The organism is Lutimonas saemankumensis (assembly GCF_020171465.1).
GTDB lineage: Bacteria > Bacteroidota > Bacteroidia > Flavobacteriales > Flavobacteriaceae > Lutimonas > Lutimonas saemankumensis.
This window is the reverse complement of sequence record NZ_JAIUZR010000005.1, coordinates 481,296-507,170: the sequence shown is the minus strand read 5'-3', so window position 1 is coordinate 507,170 and position 25,875 is coordinate 481,296. Positions and strand designations below refer to the sequence as shown.

General features: G+C 39.6%; 20 protein-coding genes. 7 read left to right on the top strand and 13 right to left on the bottom strand.

The window, feature by feature from the left end:
- Positions 1-6: 6 nt before the first annotated feature.
- The 4 genes from LCM02_RS14185 (at position 7) to LCM02_RS14170 (ending at position 8,116) form a co-directional block, all read left to right on the top strand.
- Positions 7-915, top strand: coding sequence for a TIGR01777 family oxidoreductase (locus LCM02_RS14185; RefSeq protein ID WP_224931439.1), 909 nt, complete (start codon positions 7-9; stop codon positions 913-915).
- A gap of 165 nt (positions 916-1,080) precedes the next feature.
- The gene (gene gltB / locus LCM02_RS14180; protein WP_224931437.1) at positions 1,081-5,592 is read left to right on the top strand and encodes a glutamate synthase large subunit; all 4,512 of its coding nucleotides are present in this window, start codon (positions 1,081-1,083) and stop codon (positions 5,590-5,592) included.
- A 2-nt stretch (positions 5,593-5,594) separates the two neighbouring features.
- Complete coding sequence (locus LCM02_RS14175; RefSeq protein WP_224931435.1) at positions 5,595-7,052, top strand: glutamate synthase subunit beta; 1,458 nt, start codon at positions 5,595-5,597, stop codon at positions 7,050-7,052.
- 188 nt (positions 7,053-7,240) lie between these two features.
- Positions 7,241-8,116: an OmpA family protein gene (locus tag LCM02_RS14170; protein ID WP_224931432.1), complete on the top strand. Its 876-nt coding sequence runs from the start codon at positions 7,241-7,243 to the stop codon at positions 8,114-8,116.
- A gap of 146 nt (positions 8,117-8,262) precedes the next feature.
- Here LCM02_RS14170 and ftsZ read toward each other — a convergent pair whose 3' ends face one another.
- From ftsZ to LCM02_RS14110, 12 genes are all read right to left on the bottom strand, one after another.
- A complete protein-coding gene (gene ftsZ / locus LCM02_RS14165) occupies positions 8,263-10,323 on the bottom strand; it encodes a cell division protein FtsZ (protein ID WP_224931430.1) in 2,061 nt (686 codons plus the stop codon).
- A 30-nt stretch (positions 10,324-10,353) separates the two neighbouring features.
- Positions 10,354-11,655 (bottom strand): cell division protein FtsA, encoded by a 1,302-nt coding sequence (gene ftsA / locus LCM02_RS14160; protein WP_224931428.1) that lies wholly within the window; start codon positions 11,653-11,655, stop codon positions 10,354-10,356.
- Positions 11,656-11,660: 5 nt separating this feature from the next.
- The gene (locus LCM02_RS14155) at positions 11,661-12,389 is read right to left on the bottom strand and encodes a cell division protein FtsQ (protein WP_224931426.1); all 729 of its coding nucleotides are present in this window, start codon (positions 12,387-12,389) and stop codon (positions 11,661-11,663) included.
- 97 nt (positions 12,390-12,486) lie between these two features.
- Positions 12,487-13,578 (bottom strand): undecaprenyldiphospho-muramoylpentapeptide beta-N-acetylglucosaminyltransferase, encoded by a 1,092-nt coding sequence (murG, locus tag LCM02_RS14150; protein ID WP_224931424.1) that lies wholly within the window; start codon positions 13,576-13,578, stop codon positions 12,487-12,489.
- A complete protein-coding gene (locus tag LCM02_RS14145) occupies positions 13,562-14,764 on the bottom strand; it encodes an FtsW/RodA/SpoVE family cell cycle protein (RefSeq protein ID WP_224931422.1) in 1,203 nt (400 codons plus the stop codon). The genes murG and LCM02_RS14145 overlap by 17 nt, the downstream gene beginning before the upstream one ends.
- A gap of 13 nt (positions 14,765-14,777) precedes the next feature.
- Positions 14,778-15,326: a glutamate ligase domain-containing protein gene (locus LCM02_RS14140; protein ID WP_224931420.1), complete on the bottom strand. Its 549-nt coding sequence runs from the start codon at positions 15,324-15,326 to the stop codon at positions 14,778-14,780.
- Between the two features lie 28 nt (positions 15,327-15,354).
- Complete coding sequence (gene mraY, locus LCM02_RS14135) at positions 15,355-16,587, bottom strand: phospho-N-acetylmuramoyl-pentapeptide-transferase (protein ID WP_224931418.1); 1,233 nt, start codon at positions 16,585-16,587, stop codon at positions 15,355-15,357.
- Between the two features lie 9 nt (positions 16,588-16,596).
- Positions 16,597-18,060, bottom strand: coding sequence for a UDP-N-acetylmuramoyl-L-alanyl-D-glutamate--2,6-diaminopimelate ligase (locus LCM02_RS14130; protein WP_224931416.1), 1,464 nt, complete (start codon positions 18,058-18,060; stop codon positions 16,597-16,599).
- 1 nt (position 18,061) lies between these two features.
- Entirely contained in the window at positions 18,062-20,038 is a 1,977-nt protein-coding gene (locus tag LCM02_RS14125; RefSeq protein ID WP_224931414.1) for a penicillin-binding protein, read from the bottom strand.
- Position 20,039: 1 nt separating this feature from the next.
- Positions 20,040-20,366, bottom strand: a complete 327-nt coding sequence (locus LCM02_RS14120; protein WP_224931412.1) for an FtsL-like putative cell division protein — start codon at positions 20,364-20,366, stop codon at positions 20,040-20,042.
- A gap of 23 nt (positions 20,367-20,389) precedes the next feature.
- Complete coding sequence (gene rsmH / locus LCM02_RS14115) at positions 20,390-21,298, bottom strand: 16S rRNA (cytosine(1402)-N(4))-methyltransferase RsmH (protein WP_224931410.1); 909 nt, start codon at positions 21,296-21,298, stop codon at positions 20,390-20,392.
- On the bottom strand, positions 21,273-21,746 hold the full coding sequence (locus LCM02_RS14110; protein WP_224931408.1) for a division/cell wall cluster transcriptional repressor MraZ: 474 nt from the start codon (positions 21,744-21,746) through the stop codon (positions 21,273-21,275). Before LCM02_RS14110 ends, rsmH begins: the two co-directional genes overlap by 26 nt.
- Positions 21,747-21,979: 233 nt before the next feature.
- On the opposite strand from LCM02_RS14110, the gene LCM02_RS14105 reads away from it, so the two are divergent.
- From LCM02_RS14105 to LCM02_RS14095, 3 genes are all read left to right on the top strand, one after another.
- A complete protein-coding gene (locus tag LCM02_RS14105) occupies positions 21,980-22,747 on the top strand; it encodes an alpha/beta fold hydrolase (protein ID WP_224931405.1) in 768 nt (255 codons plus the stop codon).
- A gap of 9 nt (positions 22,748-22,756) precedes the next feature.
- Entirely contained in the window at positions 22,757-23,365 is a 609-nt protein-coding gene (gene yihA / locus LCM02_RS14100; RefSeq protein WP_224931403.1) for a ribosome biogenesis GTP-binding protein YihA/YsxC, read from the top strand.
- Positions 23,366-23,563: 198 nt separating this feature from the next.
- Positions 23,564-24,283 carry an RluA family pseudouridine synthase gene (locus tag LCM02_RS14095; RefSeq protein WP_224931401.1) on the top strand — a complete coding sequence of 240 codons (720 nt, stop codon included), beginning with the start codon at positions 23,564-23,566 and terminating at the stop codon, positions 24,281-24,283.
- Positions 24,284-24,296: 13 nt separating this feature from the next.
- Here the strand turns inward: LCM02_RS14095 and LCM02_RS14090 are convergent, their stop codons facing one another.
- Positions 24,297-25,760 (bottom strand): carbohydrate porin, encoded by a 1,464-nt coding sequence (locus LCM02_RS14090; RefSeq protein WP_224931399.1) that lies wholly within the window; start codon positions 25,758-25,760, stop codon positions 24,297-24,299.
- Between the last annotated feature and the right edge of the window lie 115 nt (positions 25,761-25,875).

The following is a 25,875-nucleotide window of genomic DNA, read 5'->3' as shown; positions in this document are numbered from 1 at the left end:
GAAAGGATGTCGTTAAGGGTTCTGGTCACAGGTGGTACTGGTGCAGTTGGCAGACAATTGTGCGCGTATCTTGCCGATCAGAATTTTGAGGTCAGTATCCTGAGCCGAAGAAAAAATGAAAACTCCCTATATAAAACGTATTTATGGGATTACAAGCATTCCCTAATCGATAATAAAGCCCTCGAAAACTGTGATTATGTAGTTCACTTAGCGGGTGCAGGAATAGCAGATTCAAGGTGGACGCCTCAAAGAAAGAGAGAGATTCTTGAGAGCAGGATAAAAACCACCATTCTTTTACACAAGGCCCTCTCAAGGATGAATCATAAAGTAAAGGCTGTTGTCTCTGCCTCTGCCGTTGGTTATTACGGACAGATCAGCTCTGACAAAACTTTTGTTGAAAATGATGCTCCCGGATCCGATTTCGTCGCAGAGGTATGTAAAAAGTGGGAAGAGGAGAACAGGAAATTTGAAGAAATCGGTATCAGATCCGTTCAACTTAGAATTGGAATTGTTCTTATGAAAAAAGGTGGTGCTCTGGAAAAAATGGTTCAGCCCTTTAAATACAACCTAGGTGCCGTGTTGGCCTCCGGTAAACAAATTATCCCATGGATACATGTAGAGGACCTCATAAGAATAATCTATCAAGGGATTCAGTTGACTCAAATGCAGGGACCTTATAACGCCTGCTCCCCCTATCCTGTTACTAACAGTACTTTTTCAAAACTGCTGGCCAAAACCATGAAGAAAACCATTTGGCTCCCAAACATTCCGGCATTTGCATTAAAAATAATTTTAGGTAATCGAGCCGTTCTTTTAACCAAAGGCAGCAGGGTCTCTGCAGAAAAGATTATCGATACCGGATTCAAATTTAACCAACCCGAATTGGAACCGGCTCTAAGGAATCTATTGGCCTGAACAAGCCTTTTTTTCGTTTAGAAATCATCAATATTTAAAGATGATTTTAGCATATCCACACTTTTTGCAAGGGTAAAATTGAGATTTTGCATTTCTTATTCGGTTTAACAGTTTTCTTTGATTTTTATGTATGGATTTCGCTATTTTTGTGAAAATTTACTAATTATGGCGTACGAAAAACAGGGAGTTTATTTACCTGAATTTGAACATGACAATTGTGGTGCAGGTTTTATCTGCAGTCTGAATGGAGAAAAGACCAATAGCATTATACATGATGCACTGGAAATCTTAATAAAACTTGAACACAGAGGTGCTGTAAGTGCTGACGGAAAAACTGGTGATGGAGCAGGCATATTGATTGAGATCCCGCATAAATTCTTTCAAAAAGATTGTGAATTTGAGCTTCCTGAACAGGGGGAATATGCAGTTGGGATGATCTTTTTACCCAAAGGCGTGAATCAATATAAATACTGTATTGAGGTTTTAGAATCGGAAATCGAGAATCAAGGCCTTGAGGTACTGGGGTGGAGAAAAGTACCTGTAAACCCGGAACACCTGGGCCAGATCGCTGAGAAGACAGAACCCTATATTCAACAGGTATTTGTTGGGAAGAATGGAAAAGATCTCTCAACGCTTGAGTTTAACGCCAAGGTTTATGCCGCCAGAAAAATTGCGGAACACAACATCTATGATTCTCGTTTAAAACATGCCAAACAATTTTATATACCCAGTTTTTCGAACACAACGCTGATATATAAGGGGTTATTGATTCCTGAGGACATAAGAAACTATTATTCGGATCTTTCTGATCCTGACCTGGTAACCAGACTGGCACTGGTACACCAGAGATTTTCTACCAACACTGCTCCTTCATGGGATCTTGCGCAGCCGTTCAGATTTATGTGCCACAATGGTGAGATCAATACCCTGAGAGGTAATGTCAGCCGAATGAGAGCTAGACAGGAATTGATGAAAAGCGATCTTTTCGGGGAAGAAATTAAGAAACTTTACCCCATCATTCTGGAAAAAAAATCTGATTCAGCTTCCATGGATATGGTCGTTGAAATGTTGCTCATGACGGGTAGATCACTTCCTGAAGTTATGATGATGATGGTTCCGGAAGCCTGGGAAAAGGATGATACGATGCCAGATGACAAAAAGGCTTTTTACGAATACAATTCCTGTATTATGGAGCCTTGGGACGGACCGGCTTCTGTACCTTTCACGGACGGAAATTACATTGGGGCCCTTCTTGATCGAAACGGATTAAGACCTTCCAGATTTACAGTAACCAAAAGTGGCTATGTGATCATGTCATCGGAAATCGGTGTACTGGATATAAAACCAGAGGATGTTGTGAGGCACGGAAGACTTGAGCCTGGTAAGATGTTCCTTGTTGATATGAATGAAGGGCGTATCATTGAAGATGAAGAAGTGAAAAATGAAGTCACCAAAAAACATCCTTACAGAAAATGGCTCAACGAAAATTTACTGCCTCTGGCCAAAATTCCGTATACGGGTAATAAATGCCCTGTAGAACTTACACCTTATAAAACAAGGCAACGGATGTTTGGTTATACCATGGAGGATATTGATACCCTTATTACGCCAATGTGTAAAACAGGCAAAGAAGCCATTGGTTCCATGGGTACCGATACACCTTTAGCCATACTTTCAGAAAGACATCAGTTGCTGTACAACTACTTCAAACAACTGTTCGCACAGGTAACCAACCCTCCATTGGACGGAATACGAGAGGAAATCATTACTGATATCAGTTTAGCTGTTGGAGAAGATCGGAATATTTTCAATGTATCTCCGGACCATTGTAAAAAACTAAAAATTCAAAATCCGGTCATCTCAAATGACGACCTGGATAAGATCAAGAATATTGACCACCCGGATTACAAAGCGCTGGAAATTCCAATGCTATATGACATTAAAAGAGGTTTAAATGCTCTGGAAAAAGCTTTGGACCAAATTGTTGATACCGCTTCCAAAGGTGTGGAAGATGGATACAATATCATCATTCTCACGGACAGGGGCGCCGATAAGGCAAATGGCCCGATTCCGGCATTACTGGCATGTTCTTATTTGCATCATTCTCTGAACCATTCAAAGAAAAGGTCAAAGTTTGGAATCATCATTGAATCTGCTGAACCAAGAGAACCACATCATTTTGCTACATTATTCGGATACGGGGCAAGTGCCATCAATCCGTATATGGTGAATGAGATCATTCGTGAAAAAGTAAATTCAGGAAGCATTTCCGGCATTGATGCAGAGGAAGCGGTTCAGAATTTTAATAAAGCAATAGGTAAAGGGATCCTTAAGATCATGAATAAGATAGGTATATCTACACTTCATTCTTACAGGGCCTCTCAGATATTTGAAATCCTTGGACTAAACAGTAAGTTTACCAATAAATATTTCCCATATACAGCTTCGAGAATCGAAGGAATTGGATTATATGAAATTGAAAGAGAGATTTCAAAGAGACATAAAAATGCCTTTTTCAATGACAAAATTGACAAAAACCTAAAACTTGATATAGGAGGAGACTACAGGTGGAGAAGGAATGGTGAGAAACATATGTTTAATCCAACCACGGTTTCAAAACTTCAGCAGGCAGTTCGTTCGAACAATACAGATAGTTACAAACAATATTCGGATATGATCAATGAGCAAAGTGAAAATTTAATGACGCTTCGCGGATTGTTCGAATTCCAAAACCTTGATCCAATACCGATTGAAGAGGTAGAACCCTGGACTGAAATCGTTAAACGATTCAAAACCGGAGCCATGTCTTATGGATCAATTAGTAAGGAAGCTCATGAAAATCTTGCCATCGCCATGAACCGTATAGGTGGAAAAAGCAATTCAGGTGAAGGTGGTGAAGACCTGAACAGGTTTCGAAAGGACCTGAATGGTGACAGCAGAAACAGTGCAATCAAACAGGTTGCATCAGGCCGATTTGGAGTTTCAAGTAATTACCTGACCAACGCTGAGGAAATACAGATCAAAATGGCTCAGGGGGCAAAACCCGGTGAAGGTGGCCAGCTACCCGGAGAAAAAGTCTTTCCATGGATTGCCGAAGTGAGAAACTCAACACCTTATGTAGGATTGATCTCCCCTCCACCGCATCACGATATTTATTCGATTGAGGATCTTTCTCAGCTAATATTTGACCTTAAAAATGCAAATCGGGAAGCTCGAATCAACGTAAAGCTGGTTTCTGAAGTTGGGGTTGGAACCATTGCGGCAGGGGTTGCAAAAGCTAAAGCCGATGTGATTCTAATATCTGGTTATGATGGTGGTACCGGAGCTTCACCATTGACTTCATTAAAACATGCAGGACTTCCCTGGGAACTCGGTATAGCAGAGGCTCAGCAAACCCTTGTACTGAATGACCTGAGAAGCAGAGTTGTTGTTGAATGTGACGGACAGCTAAAAACGGGACGCGACGTTGCAGTAGCATGTTTGCTTGGAGCTGAAGAATTTGGATTTGCAACGGCACCTTTAGTTGCCTCTGGCTGTATCATGATGAGAAAATGTCATCTCAATACCTGTCCTGTCGGAATAGCCACTCAAGACCCGGAGTTGAGAAAAAATTTCAAAGGCACTCCAGAACATGTAATTAATTTTATGTATTTCGTTGCAGAAGAACTAAGAGAGATCATGGCTTCATTAGGGTTCAGAACCGTGAATGAAATGGTGGGACAATCTCAAAAAATAAATGCAAAAGAGGCTATAGAGCAGTATAAGGCTCAGGGTATCGATCTTTCAAAAATTTTATACCAGCCTTCAAACTATCATGAAAAAGTGATCAGAAATACTGAAAAACAACATCATGATATAGATGACGCCTTGGATTTCAGAATTATACAGGATGCACATCCTGCCATCTACAGAAAGGAAAAGATGCAGCTTGATTATCCTATAGGTAATACAGACCGCTCTGTAGGAGCGATCATATCGAATGAAATTTCAAAGATCTATGGGGTTAACGGATTGCCGCAAAATACCCTTCAGATCAATTTTAAAGGATCTGCAGGTCAAAGTTTCGGTGCTTTTGCTACCAAAGGACTTACATTGAACCTGGAAGGAAATACAAACGATTACCTTGGAAAAGGATTATCAGGAGCCAAAATCATCATCAAAAAACCTGAAAGCGCCACTTTTGTAGCTGATGAAAATATCATTATTGGAAACGTTTGCTTCTATGGAGCCACCAAGGGTGAAGCTTATATCAACGGAGTTGCAGGGGAAAGGTTTTGTGTAAGGAATTCGGGTATTACAGCGGTTGTAGAAGGTGTTGGAGACCATGGCTGTGAATACATGACCGGTGGAAAGGTTGTAGTCATAGGAAAAACAGGTCGAAATTTTGCTGCTGGTATGAGCGGAGGGATCGCCTATGTTTATGATCCGGAGAAAAAATTTGTAAACGGATTGTGTAACATGGAAATGGTAGAGCTCGAAAAGCCTTCAACAGTGGATAGCCAGGAGTTATTTGAACTTATTCAAAACCACTATCACGCAACAGAAAGTTCAAAGGCTTTGAAAATTCTTGAAGACTGGGAAAAACAATTGAACCATTTCATCAAGGTAATACCAACAGATTACAAAAAGGCATTGGCCAGATTAGCAGAGGAAAAAGCGGTAAAACAAACAGTTTAATTATGGGTAAAATAACAGGATTTATTGAGTTTGACAGAGTTGATGAGAAAAATAAAGCTGTAAAACAACGGGTTAAGGACTATAAAGAATTTACGATTAAACTTCCCGACGAGGAACTTAAAAAGCAAGGGGGAAGATGTATGGATTGTGGTATTCCCTTTTGTCATAGTGGTTGTCCGCTTGGAAATTTGATCCCTGATTTTAACGATCTGGTATACAAAGGTGAATGGAAAAGGGCACTGGAAATTTTACATTCGACAAATAATTTTCCGGAATTTACCGGCAGGTTATGTCCTGCACCTTGCGAAAAAGCTTGTGTTTTGGGACTTATAGAAGATCCGGTATCTATCGAAAATATCGAAAAAAATATTGTTGAGAAAGGTTTTGAAGAAGGCTGGATCGTGGCCAACCCTCCTTTGGAAAGAACGGGGAAAACGGTTGCTGTAGTAGGTTCCGGGCCAGCTGGACTGGCAGCGGCTCAGCAATTGAACAGAGCCGGTCATCTGGTAACTGTTTTCGAGAGAGATGATGAAGTTGGCGGATTACTCAGATACGGGATCCCGAATTTCAAAATGGAGAAAAGCGTTATTGACCGCCGTATAACAATATTGGAAGAAGAAGGCATTTCATTCGTTACCGATGCTCATATTGGTAAAAACTATGCAGTGGATCAATTGAATGAATTTGATGCCGTTGTGTTGTGTGGTGGGGCCACGAAGGCTCGTTCACTTCCAACAAAAGGAATTGATGCCAAGGGAGTGGAACAGGCTATGGACTTTCTAACCCAACAAACCAAAACCCTTTTCAGTAACAAAATAGAAGGTGAATTAATTTCGGCCAAAGATAAAGACGTCATTGTTATCGGAGGTGGGGATACAGGTTCAGATTGTATTGGTACCTCGAATCGACAAGGAGCCAAATCGGTTACGAATTTTGAGATTATGCCAAAACCCCCTCTTTCAAGAAGTGAAACTACCCCATGGCCCTTTTGGCCCTTGCAGTTGAAAACTTCTTCCTCACATGAAGAAGGTTGTGAAAGAAACTGGCTCATCAATACCAAGGAATTTATTACAAATGAGAAAAATGAGCTGATCGCACTTAAGACGGTTGAAGTGGAATGGAAAATTGTTCCGGGCAAAAGACCTCAGCTGGTGGAGAAAAAAGGAACGGAAAAGACCTGGCCATGTGACCTGGTACTTTTGGCACTTGGATTTACAGGCCCTGAAAATACCCTGAGTGATCAATTGGGGATTGAACTGGATGAAAGAACCAATTATAAGGCCAGAAATTATCAAACCAATATTCCTCATATTTTTACAGCAGGTGATATGAGACGGGGACAATCTCTTATTGTTTGGGCTATTAACGAGGGAAGAGAAGCCGCCAGAGAAGTTGATTTATTTTTGATGGGATCAAGTAATCTTCCAACCAAAGGAAGTGGTGATCTACCGGGTGTTTAAATAAATTTTAAGTAAGATAAAAGGGGGATGTTTAAACATCCCCCTTTTTTTTTGCTCATTTTCATGATGTTAAGATTCTCTTCAGAATTGACATTTACATTTGCCTCAGTTAAATCAGAATAGTTCTTTTTAGAAACTGTTCATTTATTCAACACTAATAATCTATAAACAACCTAAAACTATTTACAATGAAGAAAATTTTTGCGCTACTTGTCGTAACATCTTTAATGGTTTCATGTGTTTCCAAAAAGAAATATGTGCAATTGGAAGAAGACTTGATGAACACTAAGGGAGAATTGCAAAAGACAACTGTCGAGAAAGAAGAACTAGAGGCTAAATTTGCCAAAATTGAAAAAAGAGTGGAAATCTACAACAATCAGATCAACTCTTTACAATCTGATAATGCCAGCCTGACCGAATCAAATAATCAGAAACTGGATTTACTTTCTGATAATTCTGTCGTAATGTCTGAAAACATGAAAACTCAATTGAATGAGACGCTTTCAAAATTACCTCCTGAAGCGTTAAAAGATGCAAAAACATTAAAAGATTCAATGAATGTTGCCATTTCTTATAATCTTGAGAAATCGATCAATGAAAACAATATTGAAAACGATGGTGATATCGATGTTAGTATCGATCAGACTGTGGTAATGATCTCTGTTGCCGACAGTTTACTATTCAGATCCGGAAGCTATACCGTTAGCTCTAAAGCGAACCCATTACTAGCGAAACTTGCAGATGTTATCAATGCAGAGCCAAGCATAGACGTAATGATTGAAGGACATACTGATTCAAAGGGCATACATACAGCTGACATCGTTGATAACTGGGACCTAAGTGTAAAAAGATCAACGGCTATTGTAAGAATTCTTCAAAATAAATACAAAGTTGACCCTGCTCGATTGATTCCATCAGGAAGAAGTTCTTATGTACCGCTTACAGACAACTCTACCTACAAAAACAGAGCGAGAAACAGAAGAACCAACATTATTATCATGCCTAACTTAAACAAATTCTTTGCCCTAATGGCTGAGGAGGAAGTTGTTAGTTTGGACGACTAATATCCTTATAAATAGAATTAAAAAAGGCAGCCAATGGCTGCCTTTTTTAATTCAATCCGGTTCATAAAGAGCTTATCAAATACATATAAAAAATCCGGAGTAAATAAGGTTTTACTCCGGACTTTCCCACTAACTAAAACTAAAAACTAATCAACATTATCGTGCAAAAAAGAATTGTTCGACCTCAGTTGGATCTCATCATTATCATCCGTTCCCAAGGTCATTCTTGATTTATTCTTATCTGATTCGGAAGAAGCAGGCACATCATCAAGATCTACTCCCATCCTCTTATAAGCCGGCTCACTTTCGATTTCATCTATATGATGATTCAATTTATTGATAAACTTATAATTAAAATCCTTCATCTTCTTCCTCCTGATCTCTGCCCTGTTTCTCAACTCTGCAATAGTGAGGTTCATCGGAGAAATATCCTTATCTTCAATAACCTCCTCCACCTTGTTCTCGGTCACATTCTCATTCTTTACCTTCAACTCAAAATGCATATCCTCATCCTCGTTCTTTTCATTCTCGGATATACTCTTCAACGTATTGATCTCAGCAGCAAATTCGTCCTCAAGAGTGTGACGTATCATATCTTCTCCGGGAACCGGTTCAACAGGCTGGGCCATGGGTTCGGGTTTGATCTCTTCAAGTCCCACAATCTCAATGTCATTGATATTAATGTCCTCCAGGGATGTAATCACTTTTTTCTCTTCCTTTTCTACATTTTGGATTGGTAAATCAAAAGTGAAAGAAAACTGATTTTCATTATCTTCCTGAATCGCTTCTTTTTCTTCCGGTTGCGGAGTCACATTCGTAATTTCAAAATCTGTTTGATCCGTTTCCGGTTTTACCTGTTCAAATTGAACCGGAATTTTTTCGATTTCTCTTTTATCCTGTATTTCAGGATTGATCTCCTTGTTTAAATTGACAGCAGGCTGAACCGGTTCAAAAGTAACAGGCTGTTGATGTATTTTACTGGCAGGTTCTGGTGCTTTTGTCTCGTTTTCAGTACTTTTTAGTTTTATCTCTTCTTCAATAAAATCCTCTTCATGAAGAATATGCCTTGTCACCTGTGGTTCAGCACTTTTTTGAGGAACTTTTAAAGTTGAGCCCGGGTTTTGAATAGTTGTTGATGGTGGTGTCTTGGTCGAAACCTTCATCTCTCTTTCTTCAACCAGCTTATGTACTATTTTCTTAGATTCTATTTTAGAAATTTCACTTTGCTGCTCCGGATTAAAACCCGTTGCAATGATTGTTACTGAAATGGCATCCCCCAGAGATTCGTCTTCACCAACCCCCATAATAATGTCAACATTTGTCTTGGCCTCTGACTGTATGTAATCGTTTATTTCTCCAATTTCATCTATGGTAACTTCTGAAGTTCCTGAAACGATCAATAAAAGAACGTTTTTGGATCCTTCAATCTTATTATCGTTCAACAGCGGAGAATGCAAGGCTTTGGTTATTGCATTCTGAGCCCGGTTGGATCCCGACGCCTGAGCTGATCCCATGATAGCAGTACCACTATTGGACAATACTGTTTTAGCATCGCGCAAATCAATATTCTGGGTATAGTGATGCGTGATTACTTCTGCGATTCCTGTTGCAGCCGTGGACAATACTTCATCCGCCTTTGAAAATCCTGCCTTGAAACCAAGATTTCCATAAACCTCTCTTAATTTATTGTTATTGATGACAACCAGAGAATCAACATGGGCCCTCAGCTTTTCAATACCTCTCTGAGCCTGTTCATTTCTCATCTTTCCTTCGAAAGAAAATGGAATTGTAACGATTCCAACGGTAAGTATATCGAGCTCCTGTGCGATCTTGGCAATTACCGGGGCTGCCCCGGTACCTGTTCCTCCACCCATTCCAACAGTTATGAACAGCATCTTTGATTTTGTATTGAGCATGTTCTTGATATCTTCCATGCTTTCCATAGCAGACTGCTCTCCTATTTCAGGGTTAGCACCTGCACCCAATCCCTCTGTCAAAGTAGCACCCAACTGGATCTTGTGAGGAACAGGGCTGCTTTGCAAAGCTTGTGCATCCGTGTTACATACCACAAAGTCCACACCCTTGATGCCTTTGTTATACATATGATTGATAGCATTACTTCCGCCACCTCCTACTCCAATTACCTTGATAACATTGGATTGATTTTTCGGTAAATCAAAAGATAAATTACTAAATTCTAAACTCATAACTTAATTTTTATTATTCGGGTTGTATTGTTATTCTGCGTTGTCTAAAAAATCTCTGAACTTTTCTCCCCATTTTTCAAAAATGGTCTTTTTAGGTTCATCCTTACTTTGATCTGAAATGTTTTTATAAGATTCCTCTTCAATTTCAGGAGTTGTTTTACTTTTCTTTTCGTTATCCTTTAGTCCTTTCATAAGCAATCCCACTACAGTGGCGTATAAAGGACTTGAAAGCTCACTGTCTGAATTACTTGCCAGATGTTCGTTGGGATACCCAATTCGGGTGTCCATTCCGGTTATGTATTCAACAAGTTGCTTGATATGTTTTAACTGAGCACCACCTCCGGTTAATACAATTCCGGCAATCAGCTTCTTTTTGCTCTCTTCATGGCCGTAATTTTTAATTTCAAGAAATACCTGTTCCACAATTTCAACCACTCGGGCATGAATGATCTTTGATAAATTCTTTAATGTGATTTCTTTGGGTTCCCTTCCTCTTAGACCTGGTATTGATACGATTTCGTTGTCTTTGTTCTCTCCGGGCCATGCTGAACCAAATTTGGTCTTTAAGAGCTCTGCCTGTTTTTCTATGATCGAACAACCTTCTTTTATGTCTTCTGTAATGACATTTCCTCCAAAGGAAATGACCGCAGTGTGCCTGATGATTCCATCCTTGAATATCGCGAGATCAGTAGTTCCTCCACCAATATCGATCAGGGCAACTCCAGCTTCCTTTTCCTCCTGGCTCAATACGGCATCGGCCGAGGCCAAAGGCTCTAAAGTGATATTACCAAGCTGCAGACCAGCACTTTTAATACATCTTCCGATGTTTCTGATAGAAGACACCTGGCCTACTACTACATGAAAGTTCGCTTCAAGACGACCCCCGTACATTCCAATTGGTGTTTTAATCTCTGCCTGACCATCCACTTTAAAGTCCTGTGGCAAAACATGTATGATCTCCTCTCCGGGAAGCATGACCAGTTTATAAACCTGATTGATCAGTCGCTCAATATCATTCTCATCGATGACTTTATCCGAATTGGGACGGGTTATATAATCACTGTGGTGAAGGCTTCTGATGTGTTGTCCCGCAATACCAACAACTACAGTACCTATTTTTTCACCTGATGCACTTTCAGCTTCGTCAACAGACTGCTGAATGGATTGAATCGTCTGAGTGATATTATTGACAACGCCTCTGTGAACACCAAGGCTTTTGGCCTTTCCTGTTCCCAGAACCTCTATCTTACCATAAGCATCCTGTCTGCCAACCATCGCAACTATCTTCGTTGTTCCGATGTCTAATCCCACTGCTATATTGTTATTGTCCATAATATTTATTTTTCACAAACGATTTGATTGTAAAATTTTAAGTTTATCGTTTTATAGTCTGAAATGGTACTATCCAACATTATTTTTTGATAAAAAACTTTCAGTTTAGCAATTTTCTCTTCCTTTCTTGACAAATCTCCAAAAATGATCTTCTGATCGCCAATCCGGGTTTTTAATTCGAACTGATTCGATTTACTCCCATTAATCTGGTCAATTCCAATGATTTGTTTTCTTAAAAACTCATCATTTCGGATGGTATTAGACAAAACAATCATATCCTTCCCTCCATCTCCAGTAATTGTATCAGTGGTTAAAGGAACCCTTGCAGAATAATTATCCGATAATGGCATTTTTGTGCCTAACTTATCGTAATAATAGGTTTCCGTCTCATTTGCTACTCTTAAAACAGGTGTTCTTTGTGTAATTATTGCCCCTAATTCCCCACTTAATGTTAGAAAAATCTCAGCGTTTTCAATCATTTCGTTGCGCTGTAAAAATCCTTCTAAATTATTCAAATTTATATTTTCTTTCGATTGATTATCATAAGCCTTCAATTTTTGTATTAACAACTTATTAACGGTTTCATAACTTATAAAAAGATTCTCACCATTCTCAAAAATCACTTCAACCGAATCGTTGGTTTTCTTTGCATTTCTATGTGCTGCAAAACCATACAAAAACACTATTATCAATCCTAGTGCACTGAATTTTAATAAGTTAACGTATTTTTTCATTTTGTCTACCATTTTAAAAAACTATAACAACCCCTTAATTAATCCCCTCACTAATTAAGAGGGTTGCCATAGTTACCAAAGTATTTAGCACATAATTCTATTTTAATATTTTATCAACCTCATCCACAATTCGCTTAGTAGCGTTTGGCAAGGCCAGTTTTTTTATGTTTTCTCCCAGAACCCCTCTCTGATCATCATCTTTGACCAATAAGCTGATCACTTCAGGCAAGGTGTCAATATTCTTTTCTTCCAGTAGTATCCCGGCATTTTTATCCGTGATTGCTTTGGCATTTTGTGTTTGATGATCTTCTGCAACATTGGGCGAAGGAATCAATATGACCGGCTTTCCCACGATACATAGTTCAGAGATGGATCCGGCGCCGGCCCGGCTGACCAGTATATCAGCTGCTGCATACAACAGATCCATCTTTTGAACATACTCCCAAACCTGTACCCCGTCCATTTGGCTAAACTTCTTGTATTCGTCATAATACAGTTTGCCTGACTGCCAGATAACCTGGACATCATTTTTCAGAATTGCTTGTATGTGCTTTTCGAGAGCCTTGTTTATGGCTCTTGCACCCAGGCTACCTCCCAAAACGGCGATTGTCATTTTTCCGGGGTCGAGATTAAAATGAGCTACTGCTTCCTTTTTCTTTTTATGTATTTCCAGAAGATCCTGACGCACTGGATTTCCTGTTTTTATTAGCTTATCCTTTGGAAAATATTGATCCAGACCATCATAAGCAACGCATATTCTTTGAACTCTTTTTGCCAATAATCTGTTTGTGATTCCCGGATAAGAATTCTGTTCCTGTATCAAACTAGGAATGTTCTTTCGATTGGCCATAAAAAGTGTTGGCCCCGATGCAAAACCTCCGGTTCCAATTACAACATTGGGTTTGAATTTTTTGATGATCTTTTTCGCATTGATCAGACTTGATAAGAGCTTGAACGGAAAAGTCAGATTCTTTAGACTCAGGCTCCTCTGAATGCCTGTGATATTAAGACCCTTTATTTCATAACCGGACTGAGGCACTTTTTCCATTTCCATCCTACCTTTGGCACCCACAAACAAAAAATTCGATTCCGGGTATCTTTCCTTGAGTTCGTTGGCAATGGCTATGGCAGGGTAGATATGCCCTCCTGTACCTCCTCCGCTTAGCAATATGTTAACCGACTGCTTCATGCAATATATCTAAAGGGTTATCTAATTTCTCTTTTTGTTTTGCGGCAATTACTTTGTGATCCGAAGCACTTACACTTAACACGATTCCAATAGCGAAACAGGTCATCCAGATTGAAGTTCCTCCGGTACTGATAAGGGGAAGTGGCTGACCCGTTACAGGAAATAACCCAACCGCAACCGCCATGTTGATCATAGCTTGAAAAATAATGGGCAATCCTACTCCAAGACATAGCAAAGTGCCAAATATCGTTGTTGATTTTGTTGCTATTATCACAATTCTGAACAACAAACCCAGGAAAAACATAATTATTGAAATGGCCCCCAGCAATCCAAATTCCTCTCCAATAATGGCATAAATAAAATCGGAGGATGACTGCGGAAGAAAATTCTTTTGAACGCTCTTTCCTGGCCCTTTGCCATAAATTTCTCCAGAGGCTATTGCAATTTTTGCTTTTTCAGCCTGATAATTATCTTCAGATTCACCGGAAACAAAATTCTCTATCCTGCTAGACCATGTTGAAATCCTGCTGTTCTTCATCGCATCGGGAAACGCTCTTGCGCTTAAAATAAATAAGGTAAAGCATAAAAGTCCGACACCAAGAATAGAAACGATGTATTTTATTGGATAGCCACCAAGAAACACCAAAATGATAACCATAGTAAATGTTATGGCCGTCGTAGAGAAGTTGGCTGGTAAAATCAGTGCCAAAACGGCTCCAACCGGCAACCACATATAAAGCACACTTTCTTTAAAAGTGATCTCTTTTTCTTTATGTCTTGCCAAATATCGGGCAACATAGATCATGACCACGACAGATGCAAGGGTTGAGGTCTGAAATCCTATCCCAATTAAAGGTATACTGATCCATCGGCTGGCATTTGCTCCTTCAATAACAGTACCCTGTGCCAGGGTATAGACCAAGAGTAAAATTACAACGGGTAGCATAAGAACAGATAACCCACTAAAATAGCGGTAGGGAACTTTATGCGTTGTATAAACAATCACAAAACCAAGTAGTAATAAAATAGCATGCTTTAATAAATATCCCAGAGTCGTTCCTTTACCCGCTACATATACAAGATTCGTACTTGCGCTGTAAACAGGCAGGAAAGAAAATATGGCCAATACAGCAATGATTGCCCAAATTGTTTTATCTCCTTTAATATTTTCTAAAAACTTACTCATTTTTACTATTTTCCTAAAGATGTCTTACAGCTTCCTTGAATCGATTCCCTCTGTCTTCAAAACTCTCGTTTGCCCTCTCGCATTTACCTGCCGGTGAAAAAAGAATACTCTCACCTTCCTTGCTTAGTTTATAAGCAATTTTTACCGCATCCCTGATACAAGTGGTTTCTATCATAAAGTCCACTACGTTCCCAAAAGTTTCAATGAGCTTATCGTTATTTTCCCCCAGGCATATAATGGCACTCACTTTTTCATTGACCAGAGGTAGAAGTATTTCATAATCATTGGCATCATCATTTCCGCCCGCAATCCAGATTGTGGTATTCTCCATTGATTCCAGCGCGTAATAGGTAGCATTAACATTTAGCGCCTTTGAATCATTGATGTATTGCGATCCATTAATGGTCAACACCTTTTCCAGCCTGTGTTCTTCATTCTCAAAATCAGAAAGGCAATTTCTGATCGTTTCCTTTCTTACCTTCATCAAGTCAGACAATGTACTTGAAGCCATAGCATTTTTAACATTAAAATTGGTTTGCAAGGCAAAAGATGAAATACTCATGTATATTTATTTTATTGTTATAGTTTGTTTATCTTACTTTGAGGGTCAAAATCGATATTACAGCCAGTAATATCCCTACGATCCAAAACCTCGTTACTATTTTACTTTCGTGATACCCACGTTTTTGATAATGATGGTGTAAAGGGGCCATCAAAAAGATTCGCTTTCCCACACCGGATTTCTTTCTTGTATACTTGAAATACGACACCTGAAATACCACGGACAGATTCTCGGCTAAAAATATTCCTGCGAGAATCGGAATCAGAAATTCCTTTCGCACCGATAATGCAATTACAGCGATTACCGCACCTATTGTAAGACTTCCTGTATCCCCCATGAATACCTGGGCAGGATAGGTATTGTACCAAAGAAAACCGACCAGACCTCCTACAAAAGCACTTACGAAAATTGTGATCTCACCCGAGTTCGGTATATACATTACGTTCAGGTAATCGGCAAAAATGATATTACCCGAAACCCATGCAAAGATGGCCAGCGCTAAAACGATAATGGCCGAACTCCCTGCTGCCAGTCCATCGATTCCATCCGTTAAGTTAGCTCCGTTTGAAACGGCCGTAATTATAAAAATTACGATGACCACAAAAAACAGCCAGACATAGTCCTTGGCCCAGTCACCCATCCAGGTCAGTAGATTTGCGTAATCAAATTCATTGTTTTTAACAAATGGAATCGTGGTTTTAGTCGATTTTTCGGCTTCGCCAAATCGATTTGAAGAAATGGTAAGCTCTTGACTAATAACAACTTCACCATGCCTCAACTTTTCTTTGACAACAACATCAGGGTTAAAGTATAACATAAGTCCTACAAATGCCCCCAAGGTAATTTGCCCCACAATCTTAAATCTTCCTTTGAGCCCTTCTTTGTTCTTTTTAAACACCTTTATATAATCATCGATAAACCCGATAATTCCCATCCAAACCGTGGTAACTATCAAAATGATGATATAGATATTGTCGAGTCTTGCGAAGAGAAATACCGGAATCAACGTGGCTAAAATAATGATGACTCCACCCATGGTAGGTGTTCCTTGTTTTTGAACCTGCCCTTCAAGACCGAGGTCTCTGATAGACTCTCCAACCTGTAAACTTCTCAGCCTGTCAATGATTTTTCTTCCGTAAATTGTTGAAATCAGAAGTGAAAAAGCAAAGGCAAGAGCCGATCTGAAGGAAATATACTGAAACAGTCCAGTTCCCGGAAGGCTTGTGTTCTCATCTAAAAATTCAAATAAATAATATAGCATTCTGGGATTTTATTTGTTCAGTTCGGTTAATATTTGCTTTGTAATGACAAAATCATCGAACCCGGTTTTTTCATTTCCGATGATCTGATATGTTTCATGCCCTTTCCCCGCAACCAATATGATATCTCCTTCATTCGCCAATTTACAGGCGGTTTTAATGGCTTGCTTTCTGTCAACTATGGTTATCGTTTTTTTATAATTCTCCGGCCTTACACCAGCTTCAACTTCTTTTAATATCTGTTCAGGATCTTCACTTCTGGGATTATCTGAAGTAAACACAACCTGATTACTTAAGCTTGAGGCGATGTTTCCCATTTTAGGCCGTTTCTCCCTGTCTCTGTCTCCGCCGCATCCAACAACCGTGATCACCTGCTCATTGAAAGTTCGAATGGAATTAATGGTTTCCAGAACATTCTTAAGAGCATCTGGCGTATGGGCATAATCGATAATTGCATTTATTCCTCCTTTGGATATGGCGTGCTGAAAACGGCCCGATACGTTCTCAAGCTCGCTCAAAACCCTTAGGTTTTCATATCTATCCATGCCGATAAGGTCAGAACAGGCATAAATTGCCAAAAGGTTATACGCATTGAATGATCCGATTAATTTGGTCCAGACCTCCTGTCCGTCAATGTTCAAAAGAAGTCCGTTAAACTGATTTTCTATGATCCTCGCTTTGTAATCAGCTTCGGTCTTCAAAGCATATGAAAATTTCTTTGCCCTTGTATTTTGCAGCATGACCTGACCGTTCTTATCATCAATATTTACAAGAGCAAATGACTGCGGAGAAAGATGATCAAAGAATGATTTTTTAACATCTCTGTATTCCGCAAAGGTTTTATGATAGTCCAAATGGTCATGGGTCAAATTCGTGAAAATTCCACCTTTAAAGTTTAACCCGGCCGTCCTTTTCTGATGGATACCATGTGAACTCACCTCCATAAAGCAGTGACTTACTCCCTGATCAGCCATTTCCCTCAAAAATCTGTTAATAGTGAGGGAATCCGGAGTAGTATGTGTCGCATCAACTTCCTTTTCACCTACCACGATTTTTATGGTAGAAATCAAACCGCTTTTATAACCCGCTTTCTTAAATTGCTCGGCAAGCAGCGTGGCGATTGTAGTTTTTCCATTCGTTCCTGTAACGCCAACCAAAGTGAGTTCCTCAGAAGGGTTGTCATAGAAATTCGCTGCCAGAATCGCCAAGGCTTCATCACTGTCCTTAACTTTGACATAGGTCACCTGATCATTCATCCTGTCGGGGAACTGCTGACATATGACAACTTTGGCCCCATCCTGAATGGCATTTTCAATAAATTGATGGCCGTCAAATTGAAGCCCTTTTTGAGCGACAAAAACTGAATCAGCGCTGATCTTTCTGGAATCGAACTCAAGAGCACTTACCATTACATCCGTAGAACCGCTTACTGATTCTACCGAAACCCCGTATAATATGTCTCTTAATTTCTTCAACCTATGATAATTCCAGTCTTATGATTTCACCCTTTTTTAATTCTGAACCGGCCTTGATCGATTGTGATTTCACCTTCCCTATTCCCGAAATTCGGACCTTTAAACCCATATTCTCTAATAAGGAAACTGCATCCATTCCGGGCATATTCCTAACATCAGGCATTTTTGTAAAATTTTCATTAGCCTTGGCATAGTAACCGTCATAGGCCTGATCAACAGAAACAAGCTCATTTGCAAATGAAACTTCCTTTTCTATTGGAGTGTCGGTATAGATTTTTCTGGCGATTCTTTCAAAAACAGGAGCGGCTACAACATTTCCGTAGTACCCTTTCTTCTTATTGGGTTTATGAATAACTACAATACATGAATATTTAGGTTCATCTGCCGGGAAATACCCCACGAATGAAGAAATGTATTTGGTATCATCTGTCCAGTATTCAGTCTGACAGGTTCCTGTTTTTCCTGCCATGGAAAAGCTTGGATCGTAAATATTGTCGGCTGTTCCCCTTTTGACAACATTTAGCATCATTTCCTTTACCTTATCTATGGTTTCCTGAGAACATACCTGAGGATGTATGATTTCCTTTTCAAATTTTGTCACCACATTACTCTGATCCCTGATCTCCTTAACGAAACGTGGTTTGACCATCTCACCGTTATTAGCGATTGCATTATAAAAAGTCAAGGTTTGCAGAGGGGTGAAAGACACGCCATAACCATAGGCCATCCAGGGAAGTGACAAACCATTCCAGGTCTCTTTATCCTTGGGATTCGGAATTTTAGGCTCTCCTTCACCTTTTATAGGGAGGCCGATCTTCTGACCGACATTCATTCTCTCAAGACCCTGAATAAATTTTTGTGGATTTTCACCATAGTGGCTATTGATTATCTTGACGATACCCACATTTGATGAAACCTCAAAGACTCTTGCAGCGGATATTTCACCATACCCCCCATGATGAGAATCTCTTACCGGCTTTCCGTGAAAACGTATTACTCCTTTTTCCGTATCTATGACTTCTGAAGTGTCAATGACCTTATCTTCCAAAGCCACCACCATACCCATTAATTTAAAGGTAGATCCAGGCTCATGTGATTCATAAATTGCATAGTTACGCTGCTCAAAATAAGTCCCTTTGGACGTTCGCCCCAGATTGGAAATAGCTTTGATTTCCCCTGTCTTGGTCTCCATAACAACAACGGAACCGTGGTCTGCCTCGAACTTCTCTAACTGCCCTAAAAGTGCATGATGTGCAACATCCTGAATTTTAAGATCCAGGGTTGTTATGATGTCTTTACCGTCGATAGGTTCAATTTCATTATTATCATTCAAAGGCTTCCATTGGCCTTTCGCAATCTTTTGTTTTAACCGCTTCCCTTTTTTACCTCTCAAAAACTCATAAAAGCTACCTTCAATACCCACTCTTCCGCGGTAATCGTCATACCCAACGGCACGTTCCGCAATTTTACCAATAGGATGTTCTCTCACCGTACGTTGTTCAATGATCAGACCTCCCCTATAGGTACCCAATTCAAAGATTGGAAACTTTTTTAAGCGCTGATAATCATTATAACTGAGATTTCTGGTTATAAAAAGATATCTGTTCTTGTTGATACGTGCCTTTCTGATCTTGTTTTCATAATATCCTGCCGATTTACCCAGCATATCGGACAAAGCGACTGACAAATCCTTTATCCCCGCTTCAAAATCATTGTCAGATATGGTAACCGCATCCATTCTCACGTCAAACCTTGAAACCGAAGTTGCAAGCAGGCTACCATCTGAGGTATACACACTACCTCGATTCGCCGCAATCTCAAACGTTTTTACGGTACCCTGCTCGGCTTCTACCCTGTATAAATCCCCTTCAAAATGCTCGATTTCTATTAGCTTATAAATGATTGCCATAGCGAACAAGAATAAAAACCCGGTCAACAGGTATAATTTATTTAGTATTTGCTTCTTTTCAACAGCCATCTTACTTGTTTACTATAACTTTGATTTTCTGAGGAGGAATCTGCGAAACATAAAGCCCCTCTTCTTCCAGCCTTTTTGAAATACTGGATTCCATTTTCAGTTTCATAAGATCTGAACGGGTGGCTACAAACTCAGAATAAAGCTTACGCTTTTCTTTGTTCAGGGAGGAAATCTTTTGAACCTTCTTGTCTATCTGATGAGAACTTGTTATCATGAGCAATGCAAGAAAGGTGAGAAAGATGATAAATCCCCAATTCTTTTTCGCATCCTCATCTACCAAAAACTTTCCTTTGAGGATGTTGTACAAGGTTTGCTTGACTTTAGACATGTTGCGTTGTGAAACTGATTTGATTAATTTTTCTCTGCTATTCTTAATTTGGCGCTTCTGGCCCTGTTGTTGTTCTTTATTTCTTCTTTTGTAGGGATAATCATCTTTCCCACTTTTTTAAACGGAACATTCACGTTGCCGTAAAAGTCTTTTTCCGGCTCTCCCTCAAATAATCCGGTCTGAATGAATCGCTTGACCAATCTATCTTCCAGTGAGTGATATGAAATTACGCTCAACCTCCCTCCTGAAACCAGCAATTCAGGCGTTTGAACCAAGAACTCTTTCAACACCTCCATCTCCTGATTCACTTCTATTCTGACAGCCTGAAAAATCTGAGCAAGTATTTTATGCTCTTTCGATTTTGGTAAGAATCGTTTTAATACCTGCTTCAATTCAAAACTCGTTTTTATCGCTTCATCTTCCCTCGCCTGAACAATTTCCCGTGCCAAGACTCTTGAATTCCTTAACTCGCCGTACTGAAACAAGACATTCGCCAATTCCTGTTCTCCGTATTCATTTATTACCTCATAGGCTGAAAGAGAATCATTCACATTCATCCTCATATCGAGCTCTGCATCAAATCGAGTAGAAAATCCTCTTTCGGCACTGTCAAACTGATGCGACGAAACTCCCAGATCAGCCAGGATACCATCTACCTTTTTAATTCCGTAGAACCTTAGGAAGCGACTAATGAATCTGAAATTCTCATTGATCAAAACAAAACGATCATCTTGTAATTCATTCTTCAATGCGTCTTCATCCTGATCAAAAGCAAACAGTTTACCTTCATCTCCCAGCCTTTTTAAAATTTCTGCAGAATGACCTCCACCACCGAAAGTCACATCCACATAAATACCATTAGGCTTGATTTTTAGACCATCAACACTTTCAAAGAGCAAGACCGGGTCATGATACTTCATCCTCGCCATCATTTACATTACCCATCACATCCTCGGCAAGATCTGCGAAATCAATCGCAGCGTCATCAATAGCTTTTTCATATCTGTCCTTATCCCATATTTCTATTATGTTCACTGATGAAGAAAGAACCACCTCTTTGGTGATCCCTGAAAACATGTGAAGATCCTTAGGGATAAGCATTCTTCCGGAGGCATCAAGTTCAATCACCTTTACTCCGGCCGTAAATCTTCTTATAAAATCATTGTTCTTTTTGACAAAGCGATTTAACTTATTCACCTTGGTCATCATGGCATTCCATTCGCTCATGGGGTACAACTCAAGACAAGGCTGAAAAACTGAGCGCTTTAAAACAAATCCTTCCTGCAGTATACTGGACAGTTGCTTTTTAAGTGGAGATGGAAGCATCAGACGTCCTTTGACATCAGATTTACATTCGTATGTTCCAATTAAATTTACCACCTTTACCCCACTAATATTGAAATACAATCACAAATATATGGATTTTTACCACTTTTTACCATTTTTTACCACTTTGTTGATAACTTTCTTCAAATTCACATAAGTGGCTGATTAATGGATACTTAAAGGGAGTAGATTTTTTTTATGGAAAATAATTGGAACTAATGAATAGAAAATTAGTACTTTAAACCAAATTATATAAATTTGCAAACTGTATAGAAATTATATCTTTAATGAAATACACCCTCAAACAAGAAAAAGGTTATTCGTATCTGGAATCCGGTGAAGGAACACCTTTGATCATATTACACGGACTCATGGGAAATCTGAGTAATTTCGATGGAGTTTTTGATCACTTTTCTGATTTGGGTTATCAGGTCATCATGCCTGAACTTCCAATCTACACCTTGCCGCTTTTAAAGACCAATGTTAAAAATCTATCCAAGTTTATCAAAGATTTTGTAAAGTTTAAAGGTCTTGACAAATACATCCTCATGGGTAATTCACTTGGAGGTCACATTGCTCTTTTTCACACCAAACTAAACCCTAAAAATGTGAGTGGACTTGTGCTTACAGGCAGTTCGGGACTCTATGAAAATTCCATGGGAGAGAGCTATCCTAAAAGAGGGGACTATGATTATATAAAGAAAAAGGCCCAGGACGTATTTTACGATCCTGAAATTGCAACAAAAGAGGTTGTTGACGACGTCTTTGAAACGCTGAACAACAGAAACAAACTGATCAGAACCATTGCGATCGCCAAGAGTGCAATTCGGCATAATATGGCCAAGGACCTCCCTGAAATGAAGGTACCAACCTGTTTGATATGGGGTAAAAACGATACAGTTACGCCACCCGATGTTGCTGAAGAGTTCCATAAATTATTACCCAATTCTGAACTTCACTGGATTGATAAATGCGGCCACGCACCCATGATGGAAACTCCGGAAGAATTTAACAGATTGCTGGAACCCTGGTTGACAAAAAACTTTAAACCCTGACACTTTCCTGTGAAGATCAAATCGGCAGAATTCATTATCAGCAATACGGATGTTTTTAAATGTCCAAAGGAAAATCTGCCTGAATATGCATTTATAGGAAGATCCAACGTAGGCAAATCTTCCCTGATCAATATGCTTACTGATCATAAAAACCTCGCAAAAACCTCTGGAAAACCCGGAAAAACACAGCTGATAAATCATTTTCTAATCAATAAAAGCTGGTTTCTGGTAGATTTACCCGGATACGGCTACGCCTCTGTATCCAAGGACAAAAGAAAAGGTTTTCAAAAATTTATCAAAGATTATTTTAATAAGCGTATGCAGCTGGCCTGCACTTTTGTTTTGATAGACAGTCGCCATAAACCACAAAAAATTGATCTGGAATTTATTGAATATCTGGGTGTGAACGGAATTCCGTTTTGCATTGTATTTACTAAGGCAGACAAACTCAATGCTTCGACCTTACCTAAAAATATAGACGCCTACAAGAGAGAATTACTGAATACCTGGGAAGAATTACCTACTTATTTCGTGTCCTCTTCAAGTGATAAAAGAGGTCGGGAAGATATCCTCAGTTTTATTGAAGATGTCAATCTTCAGATCGCTCAGCAGAATTAAAATCTGAAACCGGGCTATGGCCAACATAACAGTTCTTTTTAAGTAGCAATAACCCCTAATTCTTTACTTCAAAGATCGATCCTTTAAGTTGATCAGAAACTTCTCCGGATTTATATTCACGTCTTTGCAGGTTGTCATAAAGAAAAACCCAAGAATGTATACTATTAGATTTCGTATTTTTACCATGAAGCAAAAAGCATGAAACGCAGCACAAAAAACAATTTACAGGTACTGTACGAAGACAATCACCTGTTGGTGGTTAACAAGCGAGTCGGTGACATAGTCCAGGGAGATAAAACCGGGGACAAACCGCTAAGCGAAGTAGTCAAGGAATATATAGCTGAAAAGTATCAGAAACCAGGAAAGGTATTTCTTGGAGTGGTTCACCGACTCGACCGGCCCACAACCGGCATTGTCATCTTCGCCAGAACCAGCAAAGCCCTGGAAAGAATGAACAAAATGTTACGGGATAAAGAGATCCGCAAAACCTATTGGGCACTGGTGGAAGGAGTTCCTGCAAAAAATAAAGGCACCCTGGAACATCATTTGAAAAAGAATCCCAAAAACAACAAATCCACAGCCTTCCTGAAAGCCTCATCTGATTCTAAAAAAGCCACTTTACATTATAAAGAAATATTGAGACTTGATCGCTACAGCTTACTGGAAATCAATTTAGAAACCGGAAGGCACCACCAGATCAGAACACAGTTGTCCTTTATCGGACATCCTATAAAAGGCGACTTGAAATACGGTAGCAAAAGATCGAACAAGGATGGAGGAATTCATCTTCATGCCACAAGAATTGAATTTATTCATCCTGTAAAAAAGGAGAAAATATCTTTGGAAGCCCCAAGGCCATCCGAATCTCTATGGAAAATCTGCGATTCGAAAATACTGCAATCAGAAGTTCAGAACTGATCATATAAGGCTATTAATTCCATATCCACCATTCCACCTTTACCCCGAAATAATATCCCCACCTTTTAGGTCCCGTTGCCTCCAGATAAGGCGAATAAAGAGATTCCATTGCAAAATCATTATATCTGGCGGCGGAAGCCACAAATCGGATATGGGGCCTGGCCCATACATCCCTCTGTCCGGTGGGAACATAAACCGGGGCTACGCTAAATTTAAGCATACTTGCCCATGGATTCTCCCCGTCTTTACGCTGTGAATAATTAACTTCTGTAAGTAAATGAAAATAATCTGAAAGGTAGTGTTGATTTCTGACTCCAACGGTAAAATCGATTTTACGATTGTATACCTCCCTCCCAAAATACGTTTTTGAAAGCCCGTTTGTATCAGCGGCTCCTTTGCTGTTTGCGAAAATCACATAACCATTGAGCGAGTATCGATCCGAAAAATTTAAAACCGTATGATTCACCAGGGCCAGAGAATAAGCTCCCTGAAAGTTTCTAGCAATTGTATCAGGAGCCCCATAAGTAAGCCAGGTCTTGGACAATCCTCCGTCACCGCCGTTGGCAATTCCCGTGCCATATCTCAGGGAAAAATCATTAAAGGAACCTGATTTCAGTTTCTTTATTATATGCTGATGTTTTGCGCCGATGACAAATCCGTAATCTGAAGGAAAATTATAGATTTCAGCGATACTGTCATTTTCAACATCACCGTCTGCATCTGCCATTCTGTGAAATTCCCCTAATAAGGTGATCGCGTTATTTTCATTGATATCTATATCCTGCTCTGCAACCATGACAACCCTTTGTCTCAGCTCTGCACTTGGGGTTCCTGTTTTGATATTGAGATAAAAGTAAGGTGGCAACGTAGAGGTTGTATCTGTTGAAGCAACAAAAACCGTAGACAACCGGGTCTTTTTAAACTCAACTCCAAATCCGGCTCCGGAATGATCATTGAAATAAAAGTGATCAGCAATATGAACGTCAGGACCTCTGTAAAGCCTTGAACCTGCCCAGATACTAACATCTGAACCCTTGATATTTCTGGCCTCAACAAAAATCTCTGGCATGGAAAATCCCAAGCCACCAATACTCGAAGAGGTACTGTTGGCAAAACTTGCAACTCCTGTGGTATACACAGATAATCGGATCTGTGCATAAATAATTGTTTCATCCCCTTCCTTGGGTGAAAAGTTGAAATTAGGTGCTACCTCCAGATAGTCCTGTTCCTCCAACCTGCCTCCAATACTTCCCATATTATTCAGATTCAGTCTTCGGCCTATGGAACCTCCGTTCTCAAATGACCAGTCCACCCCTGCTCTTCCATAGGATCCGATTGATACATTTTTATTGGTTGATATCTGATACTGTATCTGGGCGCTGGAAGGGAAGCTGAAGCCAATGAAGAATACACAGAATAATTTAAGTAAACCTAAGCAGGGTTTTTCCTTAGATAAAAGGGCTGGTTTGGAGAACATAACTGAGGGATTAGTGATAGTCCAAGATAGTAATATTGTAATTCTATTGCAAATCCCATTTTTAAATCAACTCACAAAAAAAGGGAGGCCTTTTGGACCTCCCATCGTTCTTAAG